This is a genomic window from Bacillota bacterium, from assembly GCA_040755295.1.
GTDB lineage: Bacteria > Bacillota > Desulfotomaculia > Desulfotomaculales > Ammonificaceae > SURF-55.
Genome location: JBFMBK010000008.1, coordinates 41942 through 59097, shown reverse-complemented (window position 1 = coordinate 59097; position 17156 = coordinate 41942). Strand labels below are relative to the sequence as shown.

7 protein-coding genes and 1 pseudogene are annotated in these 17156 nt (G+C 58.9%); 6 read left to right on the top strand and 2 right to left on the bottom strand.

Annotated elements, in window-relative coordinates; translation table 11 throughout:
• Positions 1–320: 320 nt before the first annotated feature.
• On the bottom strand, positions 321–9005 hold the full coding sequence (locus tag AB1500_07560) for a glucoamylase family protein (protein ID MEW6183019.1): 8685 nt from the start codon (positions 9003–9005) through the stop codon (positions 321–323).
• Between the two features lie 207 nt (positions 9006–9212).
• On the opposite strand from AB1500_07560, the gene AB1500_07555 reads away from it, so the two are divergent.
• The 4 genes and pseudogenes from AB1500_07555 (at position 9213) to AB1500_07540 (ending at position 11164) form a co-directional block, all read left to right on the top strand.
• A complete protein-coding gene (locus tag AB1500_07555; GenBank protein ID MEW6183018.1) occupies positions 9213–9386 on the top strand; it encodes a hypothetical protein in 174 nt (57 codons plus the stop codon).
• A 182-nt stretch (positions 9387–9568) separates the two neighbouring features.
• Positions 9569–9940, top strand: a complete 372-nt coding sequence (locus AB1500_07550; protein MEW6183017.1) for an AsnC family transcriptional regulator — start codon at positions 9569–9571, stop codon at positions 9938–9940.
• 313 nt (positions 9941–10253) lie between these two features.
• Positions 10254–10877 (top strand): 50S ribosomal protein L25, encoded by a 624-nt coding sequence (locus AB1500_07545; GenBank protein MEW6183016.1) that lies wholly within the window; start codon positions 10254–10256, stop codon positions 10875–10877.
• 86 nt (positions 10878–10963) lie between these two features.
• A pseudogene (locus tag AB1500_07540) lies at positions 10964–11164 on the top strand (fructose-bisphosphatase class II).
• A gap of 397 nt (positions 11165–11561) precedes the next feature.
• Here the strand turns inward: AB1500_07540 and AB1500_07535 are convergent.
• Positions 11562–14651, bottom strand: coding sequence for a PAS domain S-box protein (locus AB1500_07535; protein ID MEW6183015.1), 3090 nt, complete (start codon positions 14649–14651; stop codon positions 11562–11564).
• A 505-nt stretch (positions 14652–15156) separates the two neighbouring features.
• Between AB1500_07535 and AB1500_07530 the strand changes: the two genes are divergently transcribed.
• A complete protein-coding gene (locus tag AB1500_07530; GenBank protein MEW6183014.1) occupies positions 15157–15744 on the top strand; it encodes a DNA-3-methyladenine glycosylase in 588 nt (195 codons plus the stop codon).
• A 348-nt stretch (positions 15745–16092) separates the two neighbouring features.
• A complete protein-coding gene (locus AB1500_07525; protein MEW6183013.1) occupies positions 16093–16788 on the top strand; it encodes an endonuclease/exonuclease/phosphatase family protein in 696 nt (231 codons plus the stop codon).
• Positions 16789–17156 lie beyond the last annotated feature (368 nt).

The following is a 17156-nucleotide window of genomic DNA, read 5'->3' as shown; positions in this document are numbered from 1 at the left end:
TTTCAAAGCGCCCGCGCGAGCCAGTACTTATTTAAAAGTGACGTTAGTAAAAAAAGCCTTCTAAAACAGTAAGGCTTTTTTTATATCAATTTCCTCCTGCCGCGAGAAATCAATCTGTCGAGAGAAATCAATTCTGAAGGGCCAGGAGGACGCTTTCTCTATTTTCGGTCACACCAAGTAACCGGGCGTCAATAATAATGTTGGGAACCAAAAACCGGCCCAAAACAAGCGTTTCGACCCCTTTTTACAAGTTTTCGGCACGGATAAAGTTGAGAACTTGCGCGACGCATTTTCAACCAATCATCTGAGATAGTTTCCTGTCAGGAAGTTCCAACGGCACCGCCCGGCCCAAGTCTAAATACGACGAAATGGCTACCCCCGTCGTCTTCCAGTGTGATTGTCTGCCCATGCAGGCGCCGACCGTCCACCTCGACCCAGGTGACACCGCGGCCGACGTGGTCGGGGTTCTCGGCGCGGATCTCGTAGCGCGCGCCCCCGAGCCGACAGCGGAGTGTGAAGCCCGGCCAGTTGGTAGGAATGACCGGATCCAGTCGAAGCTCATTGCCTCGCAGCTTGAGCCCGAGTACCTCCTCCAACCAGACCCGATACATCCAGCCGGCAGAGCCAGTGTACCAGGTCCACCCTCCTTGTCCGACACGGCCTTCGAGCGAGTAAACGTCGGCCGCCACGACGTAGGGCTCGACCCGGTACCGCTCGGCCGTCTCGGTTGTTCGCGAGTGCTCGACCGGATTTAGCATGCCGAGGATCTCGACGGCCTTATCGCCCTCCCCCTGCCGGGCAAAGGCCATCGCCACCCAAAGCGCGGCGTGGGTGTACTGCCCGCCGTTCTCACGAACGCCCGGGGGATACGCTTTGATGTAGCCGGGATCAACCGGTGACTTGTCGAAGGGGGGCGAGAATAGGAGGACCAGCCCGTCGGCAGAACGCACGAGACGCTCCTCCACCGCGCGCATCGCCTTCTCGGCGCGCGATGGGTCCGCTGCCTTAGAAATGATGGCCCACGACTGTGGCATCGAGTCGATCTGCGCCTCCGCGCTCTGGCGCGAACCGAGCGGCGTTCCGTCGTCGAAGTAGGCCCGCCGGTACCAGTCGCCATCCCAGGCTTGCTCCTCCACGGTTGTGGCCAGACGCTCGGCTCTCTCCCGATATTCTCGCGCCTCCGCGCTCTGCCCGCATCCCTCCAGCAGCTCGGCGAAGCCGCTCAGCACATCTATGAGGAACCAGGCCAGCCACACGCTCTCGCCCCGGCCTTCAGCACCAACCCGGCTCAGCCCGTCGTTCCAGTCGCCGGTGCCAATGAGCGGCAGGCCATGAGCCCCGGAGGTGATGCCTTGGGCGATCGCCCGCCGACAGTGTTCGAGAAGCGAGTGCGAATCCAGGGAGATTCTCGGCACGAAGTACGCCTCGGGCTCGCCGTCGGCCAGCGGGGGGCCCTCGATGAAAGGCGTCATCTCGTCGAGAATTCGCACGTCGCCGGTCACTCGAACGTATTGTACCGTGGCGTAGGGCAACCACAGCAGGTCGTCGGAGACGCGCGTCCGTACGCCCGCCCCAGACTGCGGGTGCCACCAGTGCTGGACGTCGCCCTCGATGAACTGGCGGGAAGCCGCGGCGAGAATCTGCTGCCGCGCGACCTCCGGCATGGCGTAGGCGAGGGCGAGACAATCCTGGAGCTGGTCGCGGAAGCCTATGGCGCCGCTCGACTGATAGAAACCAGAGCGGGCCCAGATGCGGCAAGAGAGCGCCTGGTAGAGCAGCCAGCGATTGAGCAGGAAGTTAACGGCCGGGTCGGGAGTCTCCACCTGGATCGTCCCGAGCAGGTGATCCCACCAGGCCCGGGTTTCCTGGAACGCCTGCTCAACCCGAACGGGATCGCGAAATCGCTCGACCAGCCGCTGCGCCTCGACAGTATCCGCCGCCTCACCGAGGAGGAAGGTGATCTCCGTCTCCTGCCCTGGTTCGATCTCGACGACTACTTGGAGCGCCACGCCGGGGTCGAGGCCCGCACCAGCCTCGCCGGAGAGCATCTGGCGCGCCAGGGCGGCTGGTTGGGCATATGAGCCATTTCGTCCGAGGAACTCGGTCCGGTCGGCGGTGAAGCTCAACGGCGACGGACTCGCGCTCGCGAAGGCCACGCGGTTCGCAAAATCAGGATGGTAAGCGTTGCGCGCTATCACCGTCCTGCTTACAGCATCCCAGGTCGTGACGACGTGCATCTGAGTGTCTTCGCGGTTGGTGCCGAGGACCCAGTCGGCGTAAGCGAAGACGCTGAAGCGACGGCGGCGCGAAGAGCGGTTGCGAAGTCGAAGGCGCTGAATTCGCACGGGGGCGCCTCCGGTCTCGTCCAGCGGCACGAACGTCAACAACTCCTGCTCGACGGCATGGCTGTTGTGCTCGAAAAGGGTGTAGCCTTGACCGTGGCGCGCTCTGTACGCGTCGAGTTCCCTGATCGGCACGGCGGTCGGCGTCCAGAACACTCCCAGGTGGTCGTCGCGGATGTAGATCGCTTCAACCGGCGGATCGCCTACCGGGTCATTGGACCAAGAGGTAAGCCGGTTGGTCTGGGAGTTCGCAGCCCAGACAAAACCCGATCCTGATTCTGAGACAATGGCACCGAAGCCAGGGTTGGCAAGCACGTTCACCCAGGGCGCTGGGGTGCGCGTACCCGGCCCGAGGTAGATCGCATACTCCCGACCATCAGGGGTGAAACCACCCAACCCGTTGAAGTACGGCAGTTCCAGGAACGGCAGCGGCATCGAGGGTTCCTCGCTCCCTCGTCGCCCGACGGTCAGTGGCGGCGGTAGCTCCCTCCGCTCGGTCGTGATCCTGAGTTGCTGGACGAGTGGGCCGCGTGCTGCCACCAACACTGCCCGAGCCACGGCAAGGAGAAGTGCAGAGTCCTTGTCCGCCAATGGCGCGGCCGAGCGTAAGAATATACCGCCCGGTTGGTCGAGTGGGGTGGACGCCGCGTGGTGCTGGATGACTTGGCGCAGATCTTCCTGAAGAGGTTGCGCGTAGCCGCCTGCCTCCTCGTTGAGGATGACGAGGTCGGCCCGGAATCCCAGACGCCGCCAGTATGCGTGGGCAAGCAGCGCCTCCCTGACGACCTCCATATCGCGTCGATCTCCGATGGTGACAAGGAGGATCGGCAGATCGCCCGAAATGCCGTGACCCCAGAGACCAGACTGGCCCAGCCGATTCCGGCGGAGCTGGGCGTCCGAGGCTCGCAGCCGGGCACTCGGGTAGAGAAGAGGACCAGCTAGCTGCTGGAAGCGCCTGAGGTCGTCGCCGGTTACGCAGAGCTGGCGAGCCACTGATTGCCCGAGGCTGACGGCGGCTTCGAGAGCGCTGTGGACTATGTGGTGGTTCCGGTACTTATCGACGAGGACGAGCATCTCCTCTCGGCTCGCCGCGGCCCCGGTCACGAAAGCCAGCTCAACCCGCTCTCCCGGGTCCAGGACCACCTCGCAACGCAAGCTGAAGATGGGATCGAGGACAGGCCCGACTTTGCCGGTAAGTTTGGCCTCCAGGCCTAGGGGATTCTCGAGACTGCGCCCCCGCCCGAGAAAGCACTCCCGGTCGGTCTCGTAGCCGGTGTTAGCAATTGTAAGATCCGGCGAAGTCGGCAGCGACAGAAAGTGGGAAGCCCAGACCGCAGGATCCTGCATCGAGCGAGGATTGCGTCGCGCGAGCAGCGCGCCCTGCTCAGGAAGGAATTCGGTCTCCACGAACAACTTGCCGAAGGCAGGGTGGGCCAGATCCGCGCCATGGGCCAAGAGTGCCAGCTCCACGTAGCTCGTCACATCGAGACGACGCCGACCGTTCGAGTAGTTGGCAAGTGTCAAGTGGCGGATCTCGACGGCGTCTTCCGGGGAGACACCGATCTTTGTTGTCACGCCGATCCCGAAGTCGCGCCTTTCGAACTCGGCCCGGTCGGGGGTGAATCTGGCCTGATAACGGGATGCGGGCTTTCGCATCGGCTGATAGGTTGCCGACCAGACCGTGCCACGGTCTAAGTCTCTGATGTAAGTGAACGAACCGTAAGAGTCAAGCGTGGTGTCGGCTCGCCAGCGAGTCACGTCTACGTCGCGCCACCGGCTGAAACCGCCACCGGCCGAGGTCACCATTACGGTGTAGACGCCGTTGCCGAGCAGGTGTGTGGCGGGAGCCGACGCGTCGATGGGTGCTGTTGGCTCGATTGGACCGGTCATATGCAACCGAGCGGGTGACTCGCCGCGCTCGGTTGCCTTCACCAGCAGTGGCGCAATCGGTGCCCGCTCGAACAGAAGCGGCTCGATCGCCTGAACGCGCCGGTCGGCGTGGAACCGGCTCTGCATAACGGCGGCGTTCAAGGCATTATCTATCGCTAGGAGGGTCATTCCCTGATGATGGACCATGTAGGTGTGAACGACGACTCCACGCTGATTACTTAGCTGTCGCCGCCGGGTGTAGTCGATCGATTCGTAGTAGCCATAGCCGCCGCACAGCCCTAATCGGCCGAGCCGCTTGAGATTTGCCAGTGCGGCCTCGGGATCGACCATCAAGGCGAGCGCGCTGGCGTAGGGGGCCACGACCAGATCGTCGGCAAGCCCGCGCTTGAGCCCGAGCCCCGGCACGCCGAAGGCCTGGTACTGATAGATATGGTTGATGTCCACGGCCGCGAAAGCCGACTCAGAGATGCCCCAGGGGACGCCCTGCTGAAGTCCGTAGTCGATCTGAAGCCCGACCGTTTCACGGCTGGCTTCGTAAAGAAGCGTGTGCCGGTAGCTTCGGGTCAGCAGCATCGGCATAAGGTACTCGAACATCGTGCCGCTCCAGGAGTAGAGCACCCGGTGACCGCGAGCCGTCCCGAAAAGCCGGCCGAGAGCGAACCAGTGTTCGGCCGGCACGTCGCCTCGGGCGATCGCCACCAGGCTCGCCATTCGTGCCTCGCTGGCCAGAAGGTCATAGTATGACGAGTCGAAGCGTCGGTCGCTGACGTTGTATCCGATAGTGAAGAGCCGGCGCTTCGGGTCGTAGAGGAAGCGCATGTTGATTTCGTCGGCGAAGCACTCGACTCGACTAATCAGCCGCTCGATTCGGGAGACGAGATCGGCCGCCAGGGCCACGCGTTGAGACCGTGGACCCCCAAGACGCTCCACGAAAGGTGAGTAACGGTCGACGACATCGAGCCAGGCTAAGACCTGTCGCTCGACCTGAGTGGCCCAGTAGGCGGCCTTCGACTCCACGGCCTTGACCGGCTGGCAACGGGAAGCTGGAGAGTCGACCCGCAGGGCACGAACAAGCTCCCGTGCCGGCTCAATGGCCGCTCGCAAACGCTCGGCTATCGCCTCAGGGTCATCCGGCGGGTTACCGAATAGCCGTGACAGTTCCTGGACGGCGCCGGCGATGGGGCCGGTGTCGGCGCGCCTCCGCGTCTCGGAGGACTGCCGCTGGTGGACGCCGACGAGTGCGAGGGTATCCGCTAAACCTTGCAGCGCCTGGGGTCCGATTGCGGGACGGGAGAGCATCTCCCGGTAGCCTTGGGCGAGCGTCCAGAGACTCGCCAGAAGGTTGCCGCTATCGACAGTCGAGACGTAGCGCGGCACAAGCGGATCGAGGGTCCGAGTGTTATACCAGTTGAGGAGGTGCCCGTCGAAGCGCTCGATCCGCTCTAGGGTGTCCATAGTAGCTTGCCCGCGCTCTATGGCCTGGTCAGCGGTGAGATATCCGAGGTCGCGGGCCGCGAGCGTGGCGAGCAGCCAGAGGCCGATGTTCGTCGGCGAGGTCCGCTCGGCAAGCTCGACCCGTGGCGCCTCCTGATAGTTATCGGGCGGCAGCCAGTTTGTTTCGGGTCCGACGAAATCGTCGAAGTAACGCCAGGTTTCTCGGGCAATGCGGCGCAGTTCCTGGCGATCCGCATGGCCCAGGGCCAGGTTGACCCCGCTTTTTCGGCTGTTGCCGAGCCAGGCGGCGACGACCGGCGAGAGCAGCCAGGCCAGCAGAAACGGCGTCGCGGCATAGGCCGCGGCCGGATTAACCAGGAGAAGCCCTGCCCCTACTCCAATCGAGGCTAGGCTGATCAGCGCCAATTGTCCGACTAGCCGAAGATTGCCGGCCCGAGAGTGCCGGCCTGCCTTGTAGGTCTGCCACTCGAGGAGGTGTCTGCGCGAGATAAGGGTTCGCTGAAATGTGCGCGCGATGGCATCAAGCGTGACGGCGGCTTGATGGGGCAGAAACACTATGCCGATGACGGCACGTAGCCAGGGGACACCCTGATCGCGCCAGGCTCGCTTAGAGGTAAGAACGGCGCGCGGCTGGACCGGCACCCAGAAGATGAGGCGTAGTGCCGGAGCCACCAGCAGACTTGAGCCAACGAGGAGGCTAACCAGAATGCTCACAGGCACCGCAGGGCCGGGGAACGCGAACCAGCCGGCCAGGAGCAGTCCGACACTGGCGACGGGAACCAGACTGCGGCGCAGGTTGTCGAGAAGTTTCCAACGATTGAGCGCCCCCAGAGGATTGCGCACCCGCCGGTCATTGGCCGAAGGGACAGAGCAGCCGCACCAGGCAGCAATCTGCCAATCGCCGCGGATCCAGCGATGCTGGCGCCTGATCTCGGCAAGGTAGCTACCAGGAAAGGCATCGAAGAGTTCGATGTCGGTGGCCATCCCCACCCTGACGTGAGCACCCTCCAGGAGGTCGTGGCTGAGCAGCTTGGCCGTGGGGAAACGGCCGCCGAGCACGCGGTGCAAGGTGGCCACTTCGTAGATGCCTTTGCCATAGTAGCTGCCTTCACCCGCCACATCCTGGTAGAGGTCAGATATGACCTGGGAATAAGGGTCGACCCCGATCGAGTTGGCGAAGATCCGAGAGAAGCGCGTGGCGGTCGCACTCGGCAGGCTTGTACTTACCCGGGGCTGGATTATCGTGTAACCCCGGGTGACTCCCTCTCCATCGGCCGCCAGTTGCGGCAGGTTGAGGGGGTGTGCGAGCGTACCGATCAAGCGACGTGCCGTCCCGTGCGGAAGCTCGGTGTCGGCATCCAGGGTGATCACGAATCGCACGCCTTCAAGCAGGGCGGTGTCGCCCGCGATGGGTCGGAGCGTGTCCGACGAAGGCTCCGCCTCGCCAATCAGCCAGGCGTTAAGTTCCTCGATCTTGCCACGCTTGCGCTCCCAACCCATCCAGCACTGCTCGGTCTCACTCCACCGACGCGGGCGGAAGAAAAGGGCAAAGCCGTGCTCGGGATAACGGGTGTTGAGCTGTTCAATACCCCGAACCGCCGCTTCGACCAGGGCCGCGTCCTCCGGAGTCTCGCGCTCGGCAGCATCCACGAGATCGGCAAGGAGAGCAAACCGAAGATTCGCGTCGCGATTAGCCAGGTAGCGGATCTCGAGGCGATCGAGATCCTCCCGAATTGACTCGGGTGAGGTCAGCAGAGTGGGAATCACGATCAACGTCAGCCACTCATCGGGAATGCCATCGGCGAAAGCGAGCTTGGGTAGAGGATGAGGAAAAAGGGCCATCGCCACGACAAAGTTGACGGCCTGTACCGCCAGCTCACTGGCCGGCACAAGCGCCAGAAGGCAGAGCGCGAAAAGGAGCGCGAGCCGGATCAAGTCCGCGCCGCCGGGAATCGCCAGCACTAGCGGAACTGCCAGGATTACCGCGGTGCCCAGGGCAATACTGCCGAGGTACGTCAGGGCTGGACGGCGGAAGATGCTCATACGAAGATGCTGACGAACCGTGGGGCGATACTTAAACATGCCTTCAAGCAACGGGCGCCCGGCGTCGATCAGGTAGTATCCAACGTGTGCTGCGCAGCCGGAGCTGGCTCCCCGGGCCAAATCGACGGCAGCGCGGGCGACCGCTAGCTCGGTCCCATGTGAGCGCCGAGCGATCTCCTCGATCACGTGGCGGTAGCGATCGCGCGTACCGAAGTCCATCCGGCGGTAGACGTCGGCCGGCTCCGCCCGCAAGATATCATCGACGAGGCTAACCTGCTCGAAAACGTCTCGCCAATCTAATCGGGCCAGCAGCCGCAAGCTGCCAATCCCGTTAGCGATTGTAGACTGATCGGCAAAGTGGCGGCGCTCCTCTTGCTGAATAGCATCGAACACCGGTTGTCCCCACTTCAGCTCCAACCAGGCCAAGACGGGGCCGAGGGCAAGCGACTCACCCTGGAGCTGACTTATCAGCCGGTCGGCCAACACGACGGGAGGATCAGGATACTCGCGGGCCAACTCGGCGAGCATGAAGAGCAGGCGATCTGGAGTCCGACGAGCGGCGACGAGCAGTCGATTGGCCCAGAAATCGGCCCACTCGAACTCGTGTTGCTGTTCGTCAATCCGAGCGGACAGGTAGCTCAAGCTCTCGATGAGGGCAAACCGCAGGAGTAATGGCAGCGCCCAAAGCTCGCTTATAGTCATGGGCGAGATTCGCTGGTAAGCGCGCAGGAAATCGACGACGTCTTGCTCGGTTAGCTCAGCATCGGTGTGGGCGACCAATTCGGCGGAAAGATCGTAAGCTCGCGGCTCGCCCAGGTGTGGACCGATGCCCAGCGTGGGCAAAAAATCATAAAGCTGACGGGAGAGGTTCCGGCGCACGTCCGCGAGTTGATGCTGGATCACGTAGGCGTTGTCGAGCAGCCACTCGGCCGAGATCGAGATGCCTTGTTCCAACCGGACGGCCTGGGCAAGGTCAACGGTGATCGCGTCGATCATACGCTCGCAGTCGCGCAGGTGGTCCCATAGCGGCTGAGGGCGGCGCGCACCAGGCGCGCCGATGTGTTGGTCCGCCAGCGTGGCCGCATAAAGCTTCAGCTGCTCCGGAGAGTAGCGTTCGCGTCGCCGGAACTCGGCGACGCGGCCAGGGATTTCGGGGTGCGGGCGGATGATGAACGTAGTCGGCTGGCCTTCTTCCGTTTCTCGGAGCCAGGCTAGTGCCGTTCTGGCCTGGCTGTCCCCCGCCTCGGCGATCACCAGCGTTTCGCCGGTGATCAACCAGCGCCGATATCTCTCGAGAATTGAGTCTCGTACGCCGCGGTCAAGCCACCGACGAAAGAGCGAGCCTGCGAGCGTGCCAGTCGCAGTCAAGGCAGCGATAGTTATCCACTCGGGGGTGGCTAGACCAGGGTGCTTTGGCGCCAGTAGGAGGAAATAGCCGGCGGCCACGGCGAGAGCGGCGAGCCCGCCCATCAGGCCGCCCCAATGCGGGGAGAGTCCGTTGTCCTCGACGACGATTCGCCCACCGGGAGTGCTGGACACTGCGCCTGCACGCCGGAAGCGGCTGCGCCGGATGCTCCGCAAGGCGAGCCGGCCGGCCTCGCGATCTGGGTAAGAGGCCAGGATAATGGACGGCGCCGCCTTTACGCCAGGCCATAGATTGTAGATAGTAAGCTCCCATCAAAAGTGTATTGAGGAAGGGTTCGCATTTTCCTTCCACATATGCTATAATAGAGCATAATACATGAATTGTAAATCCTGCATCATTATTCGTGTTTACGGCTACACCATTTTTTCGGGAAATGGCAATGACCGTGGAAGCGCTTTGGGGGGGTAGTACGGTGGCCTCATGGAGCTTTCTGACAAACCACGGGTTGGCGCTCACCTACATCGGTCGCTATCCGGACAGCACCGGCCTGGCGATAGCTCAGGCGGTGGGGATCACTGAGCGCGCAGCACGTAAGATCGTGGCGGACCTCCTAACCGAACACTATATCCAGCGGGAGAAAGTCGGCCGGCGCAACCGATACCGGCTGAACACCTCCCTACCCCTAAAGCACCCGGTCGAACGCACGGTCACCGTTGGAGAACTGCTCGGATTACTGCAGCGCAATCACGACCGCGCAGGGTGTGACTGCGGTGGAGAGGATCCCCCCATCGCGCAGGATGAAGATATGGCCGAGGGAGCGGCGGGCCCGGTGCCGAGGCCCTGATGTACCGTCAGGCCGGAGCTTTGGTCCGAAGGACTCCGGACTCCTTCGGAGGGGTGTCCTCCAAGACTCTCATTATCCCGGGCGCGCTGGGACCAAACCGTTATCAAAAGGCCCTCTGTGATAATGTGCTAACCAATAGGAGCGAGGTTAAACCTATGAACAGGAAATGCGTTTCATCGCAAGAACATTGAGCACCCCGAATCGGGCACGCAGGCCTTCAGCCGAGGAATGAGGCCGGGCGAGCGGCTGTGCTGCCCATTAAAAATACCCCGCGCTCGCGGCCCGTGCGGGACCGAGTTGTGGAAGGAGAGCTATGAGTAATCAATTGGAACAATTGGAACTGGTGGCAGAAGAAAGAACCATATCTGGGAAGCATGTTAAACGGCTCCGTCAACAGGGGCTCGTTCCGGCCATTATGTACGGCCATAATCAGCCGTCGGTGGCGCTTCAGGTGAACGGCGCGGCGTTGCAGAAGCTGTTGCGCTGCGGCTCGAACAGCATTTTTTTGTTGAAGGTGGCAAACAAGCCCGCAGTCCAAGCCTTCATCAAGAAGGTGCAGCGCAACCCCGTCGGCGGGGAAACCATCCATGTGGATTTCTACCAGGTAACGGCAACTGAGAAGCTAAAGACCCTTGTTCATCTCCATTTCGTCAATGAAGCCGCGCTGGGCACCCTAGGCGGCGTGACAGTGCTGCGGTCGCTGAGCGAAGTGATGGTCGAATGTTTGCCGGCCGACCTCCCGGCCAACATTCAGGTGGATCTCTCTGGATTGACGGAGGCGGGAGCCGTAATTCGGGTAGGGAATCTGCAGGTGGGTCCGGCGGTGACTATCTTAGCCGACCCTAACGATATGGTTGCAGGCTTGCATCAGCAGGCTCGGGCCGAAAAGGCGGAGGAAGTCGACGGGAATGTCCCAGCCACCGAATCCGCACCTTAGATGCCCGCGCCGCTTTCATTCCCACTCAAGAGAACTGTCTCCCTATAATTATCTAAGCAACAAGAGGTGCCTACCTGCGAGAACCTATGGATCGCAACCTCGCTTTCGAGCTGGTTAGAGTCACGGAGGCCGCAGCCATGGCCGCCGCTCACCGGATGGGTCGTGGAGACAAAGAATCTGCTGATCAAGCAGCGGTGGATGCTATGGGGTTTGCACTTCAATCTGTGGATATGGATGGCGTCGTGGTTATCGGCGAGGGGAAAAGGGATGCCGCGCCTATGCCGTTCAGTTTGGTGAATATGGACTTTCGCGGGCCCGCACGGCATGCGGACCCTGAAAACCCTCAAACTCCTTGAAGACGTGCGCCAAGAGACCCTTGGTTGTTTCCTCCTTGGAACTCGGCTTACAGGTTTGCTCACCCGCGCCGAATCGCGACATAACCCGCGGTTTGGCTTATTTTTTGCGGTGATAATGCTTTTACGCCATGGAGACCAAAGGCGGGTAAACACATGCAAGGCAGATACGCGCACAGCCGGGACGATTTTCATCCTAACGCCGGGTTTGCCAAGGAGGTTGCCCGCTCTTCTGCCGGCGGGTAGTGGATGTTTATGAAGGCCGGGCGACAGCGTGGGTTTACGCGAAGGACAGCACTCGGGCAAGCAGGTTCTAATTAGGAAAGGCGGTTCAGGAAACGGTATTCAGAGTACGGCCGTTGTAGGGGATTTTAAATTTGACGTAGAAGGTGGTCCCGCCGGGACCGGTTTCGAACGACACCAGTGCGTTATGCCGCTGGGCTATCCGGTGACATACGGACAATCCAAGGCCGGTGCCGTACTCCTTGGTCGAGAAAAACGGTTCGCCGAGCCTTTCGACGAATTCTGCCTTTACGCCGCTGCCCTGATCGGTCACCGCCAGTACCACTTTGTCACCCTCAACGAAGGTTTGTACCGTCATGCAGCCGCCCGGCTGCATGGCCTGAAACCCGTTGCGGGTCAGATTCAGGATTACCTGGCGGATTTCCTGTTCGTCGAGAAGCAGGTCCGGGACGGGCTGAAGGTCTGTTTTGAGCCCGTTTTCACCGGCATTGGCGTCGGCCTTGATCAGCGGAAGCACCGATTCCACCACCGCGTTGAGGTTCTGCACGGTCTGGATGATCGGTTTTTCTTTAGCCAGGTTCAGAAACTCCTTAATCATCAAGTTCGCGCGGTCAAGCTCTTTGGTTATGGTGCCCGCGTAGCTCCTGTACCAGGAACACTCTCCCTCCTCCCTTAAACCGGCCAGTTCCAAAAGACCCTTTACGCTGGCGATGGGATTCCTTATTTCGTGGGCCAGCACCGCGGCCAACTGTCCCGCCAGGTTGAGGCGTTCCAGCCGCAGCATCTCCTGCTCCTGTTTCTTTCTTTCGGTAACGTCAACAATAGCGCCCAGGATGCATTTTCCGCCGTTGACGTCTATCGTGACCGCGTTGTACAGCACCTGCCGCGCTTCGCCGCGCTTGTCCCGCACGGTCAGCTCCACTCCGCTGATGCAACCGTGTTTTTTTATGGTCCGCCTCAGCTCTCTGAGCGTGGCTTCATCAATTCCGAAGACCTGTCCACCCGGGTGTCCGACAAGCTCTTCGCGGGTGTAGCCGTAGGCGAGGAAGGCCTCGTTGACGTCGACAATGCGGTAGCTGTCCTGGGATGTAAGCACCATCGGAACGGGACAGGCGTTGAAAATGGTGTGGAAACGATCCCGGGAAAGACGGAGTTGTTCTTCTATAGATTTACGTTCAGAAATGTTCCGGACGAGGACGGATATGCCTTTTGCGTAGGGGTAAGCGAAGACCTCATACCACTTTTTCGAGTATCCGTGCGTTGTTTCGAAACGCACCGGGGTTTTCTCCAAGACCGCCTTCCAGAGTTCGTGGTAGTAATCGGTGCCGACCATTTCGGGGAACAGATGCCACACATTCCGGCCTACAACGTCTCGGCTGGTTTTGCCCGGCGGCAGCAGTTCCTCTCCTTTATCGTTCAGGTAGACGAAACGCCACCGGGTGTCCAGCACGTACAGGGCGTCGGTGATGCTATCGAGGATATGGGTTATCTGGTCGTTCTTTTGTTTTAGTTCGTCCTCGAGTTTTTTGCGTTTTGAGATATTACGGTGAAAGACCGAAATTCCGTCTTTGGCGGGGTAGGCGTGAACCTCAAACCATTGCCCAGTGTAAACGGAGCGCGTTTCAAAGTGCGATTCAACCTTTTCGGACATTACTTTTTGAAGCTTACGGTGATGTTTGGAACCGACAACTTCGGGGTATGTTTCCCAAATGTTGCGGCCCAATAATTCTTCCCTGGACTTACCGCCCGGCAGCAATTCTTCGGACTTTTTATTTATGTATGTAAAACACCACCGGTCGTCAAAGGCGTAAAACCCGTCGCTGATGCTTTCCAGTATGTTGTTGATTCTTTCGTGGGAATTCCTTAGTTCCTCTTCCATCCGCTTGCGCTCGGTAATGTCGACCACCACGCTCAGCAGACACTGATCCCCGTTGATTTCAACAACAACTCCGGAATACAAGGTATCGCGCGGCTTGCCGCGCTTGCTGCCAATCCTGAGTTCAACTCCGCTCGCGGAACCCGTCTTGGTGACCGTCTGAATTAGAGCCTCGCGTTGGCTTTGATCTATGAAGCCGAGGCCGACGGGAGTGCGGCTTATGACCTCTTCGCGGGTATAGCCGGTCTTATCCAGGAAGGCCTGATTTACGTCAATGATCCTCCCGCTTTCAAGAACGGTGATGAGAATCGGATTGGGGCTGGCATCAAACACCTTGCGGAAACGTTCTTCCGATAATCGCAAATCCTGTTCCATTTTTTTGCGCTCGGTGATGTCCGCTGCCACGATGTATGCCTTGACCGGTTTACCGTCGCGGAATTCAATCGCCGCCTTGATCGCCGCCCAGTATTTCCGGCCGTCCTTGCATACGACCTCATATTCCGAATTCTCGGAAACCGGTTCACCGGACATCATTTTCCGGACGCGTTCCGCGAAATGTTTTTTGCTCTCCTCCGTCAAGATGTCAAAAGCGCTCATCGACAAGAGTTCTTGTTCGGAGTATCCAAGATACCTGCACATCGCGCCGTTCATGCTGATGAACCTGTTTGTGGCCAGGTCGATTTCGTAGATTCCGACAGGCGCATGATCCATAAGCAATTGGTACTTCTGGTTGCTTTTCTCGAGCGCCTCGACCGTCTTCGCGCGCCCATCGATCTGGTACCGCAGCGCCCTGTTGGTTTCAGCAAGTTCGCAAGTCCGCCGTTCGACCGATCTTTCCAGTTCGGCTTTCGACCGCTGCAGCTCGTCCACGACGAGCTTACGCTGCAGCGCCAGAGAAGCCAGGTTAATGAATATCTCGATGGCGCCCGGGTCCGGCAGCTCCAGACCTTCTTTCATGATGACGACCGCGTTGCCGAACAGACGCCCTTCCCACGCAAACCCTAAGACGAAGATGTCGCCGACGTCCAACGCCTGCTCGATCGAAGAGTAAAGTTCTTTCTGAATTGTACCAAAGGAAAGCTCGTGTAGTTTGCCGGGGATCTTTAAGAGTTTCCCGGTGACAAGCTCACTCCTGGCCTTATCTTTCATTTTCCAAGACCGGCCGACCATGTTTCCCATGTTTTGCTTGATGTAATTTACGGCTGATTTGTTCCCGTCCAAAGCACGGGTAACCACGCAGTCCGAATCCGCGTCGTAGGAGTGGATAATCACGATAAGGGCGCCGTGGACCAGCTTCTTCAACCGCGCCGCAGTGAACCGGTAGATGTCTTTGTCTAAAGGCAGCGCCGCGAAGCCGGTTGCGGTTTCCAGAAGGAACTGCTGAGTTTCTTCGACTCCTTCGAGGGGGGTGTTTTTAGCAGTTTTCGACAGCCCGCTCTCCCCCTTATTTATAATTACTTTAAGAAATAAATGGATTTATACCCAAATTGTATAACACTCAACGAAAAATGTGTTGGCAATTTTGACATATTTTTGTTCTGAATTAGAATCTATCTAATTAAAAAAAAGGACCCGCGATCACGTGTTCAACAATCCGTCATAAGAACAGCGGTGTGGTGTCCCATACCCCGGATGCCGTAAAAAGTAAGACGGCTTATGCCGCCGTTATCAATCCAACGGTTTTTAGAGACCGGGGCTATTATGGCGCTTATAGATGTAACCAAGGTACTTCCGCTCGATTTTGCGGAGCATTGGCCTTATAATGTCAATATCCATTGAAAACAAGCTGTCAAGGGAGTATAACGAAATGAAACTGCCACGCGAGTTTTACTGCCGCGATACCCTGACCGTGGCCAGGGAGTTGCTCGGGATGCATCTGGTACACGACTCGGTTGAGGGAAGAACCACGGGCAAGATAGTCGAGGTGGAAGCTTACAAGGGTCCCGGAGATGCCGCCGCACACTCTTACAGGGGTATACGCTCCTCGCGAACGCGGATCCAATACGGCCCGGGGGGATACGCTTATATTTTTATTATTTATGGGATGTATTACTGTTTTAATATCGTCGCCAGCGTTGAGGAAAGACCCGAGGTGGTACTGGTCCGGGCCCTGGAGCCCGTTGAAGGCATCGATTTAATGAAGGAACGACGCAAGACCGAAAGGATCGTAAACCTGTGCAACGGACCGGGTAAACTTTGCGCGGCCATGGGCATCACAGCCGGGCATTATGGGGCCGACCTCTGCGGCGCCGAACTGTATTTAACAACCGGGGAGGATGTCGATGACGCCGCCGTCGAGGCGACGACGCGGATCAATATCGACTATGCGGGCGAGGCTAGAAACTATCCGTGGCGGTACATTATTAAAGGAAGCAGGTTTGTTTCCAAACCTTAGGTAGTAGGTAGAATATAAAAGATAGAATGTAGAATTAGTTAAAAGGAAGAAGGAAGGAGTCGGAAGTCACGAGTTACGGGTCGCGAGTTGCAAGTTTTGAGCAGTTCCGGATTCTTATTCTTCATTCTATATTCTGCCTTCTGCCCGCCTTAACCACTCAGAAGAGGTTATTCTTTACCTTGAACTTTGAACTTAAGATACACCCGGCGGATTAAGTTTACATAACCTGTCATTAACAGGCGAAGAGAGAAAACAAACTGTGGCAGAAAAACAATCCAACGGTTTTCTGCAGTTAATGTTTGAAAAGACCTTCGGGGTAACCGGTACGAGTCAGTGGGGTATACTAGGGTGCTTAAGGTATTGACTTACAACATTCGGCACGGAAAAGGGCTGGACGACAAAGTTTCCCTCGGCCGGGTAGCCGCCGTGATTGCGGCTTCCGGCGCCGACCTTGCGGCGCTCCAGGAGGTCGACGGGTATACACCGCGCAGCGGTTTCCGCTGTCAGGCGGTTACCCTCGGGCGGCGTCTTAAAATGAGGTCTTTTTACGGTGCGACGTTAAAGGCCGCGGGGCTGCCGGTTTTCGGTAACGCGATCCTGAGCGGGCTGCCGGTGCGGGGGTTTAAACGCTGGGTTTTACCGGGGAAGGGCGAGCAGAGGGGATTGACGGAGGTAACGATAGCCGATGCCGGCACGCAGTGGAGTTTTCTGACCACACACCTCGGTCTCAGCGTTGAAGCGCGCGTTATGCAGGTGGGAATGATAACCGAGGTTTTAGATGGGATATCCCGTCCGTTTATCCTTACCGGGGATTTCAACTGTTTGCATGACGCAGAGGAGCTGGCGCCTCTTTATACCCGCCTCAGGGACGCGGCGCTGGAAGCAGACCGGACGTTTGCCACCTTTCCGGCAGGGAAACCCGAAGAGAGGATCGATTTTGTTTTCGTGTCGCCGCACTGGGTGGTGCACGGCGTAAAAAGAATCGACAGCGAGGCTTCGGACCACCTGCCGGTCCTGGCCATACTTGAACTCCTAGGGACATAGTACTTCTTTCGCAGGGCGTCGCGATAAGCGACGCATTGCTGCGTCAGCCCGTTGGAGCCGAATCCTCACGTACCTCCCAGTACGCTCCGGTTCGTCTCCAACGTTCTTCCTTGCACTGCATCACTTCTCGCGACGTTTCGTCCGTGTCATGCTACTGCTTCTAAGCGACTAGCTTACGGGTCCTCATTTTCATTAATTATTCTTGGTATTTCTGTTCTCTGTGAACTCTGTGCCTCTGTGGTAAAATATTTTGGTTCGGGCTTGTCTGGTAAGTTGGCACATTTATACTTGACATGTGGCGCATGTTTTTTGTATACTTGTGGGAAGTCATAATAGTCAAAGACGAAGACGGGGACGAAGGATCGCTT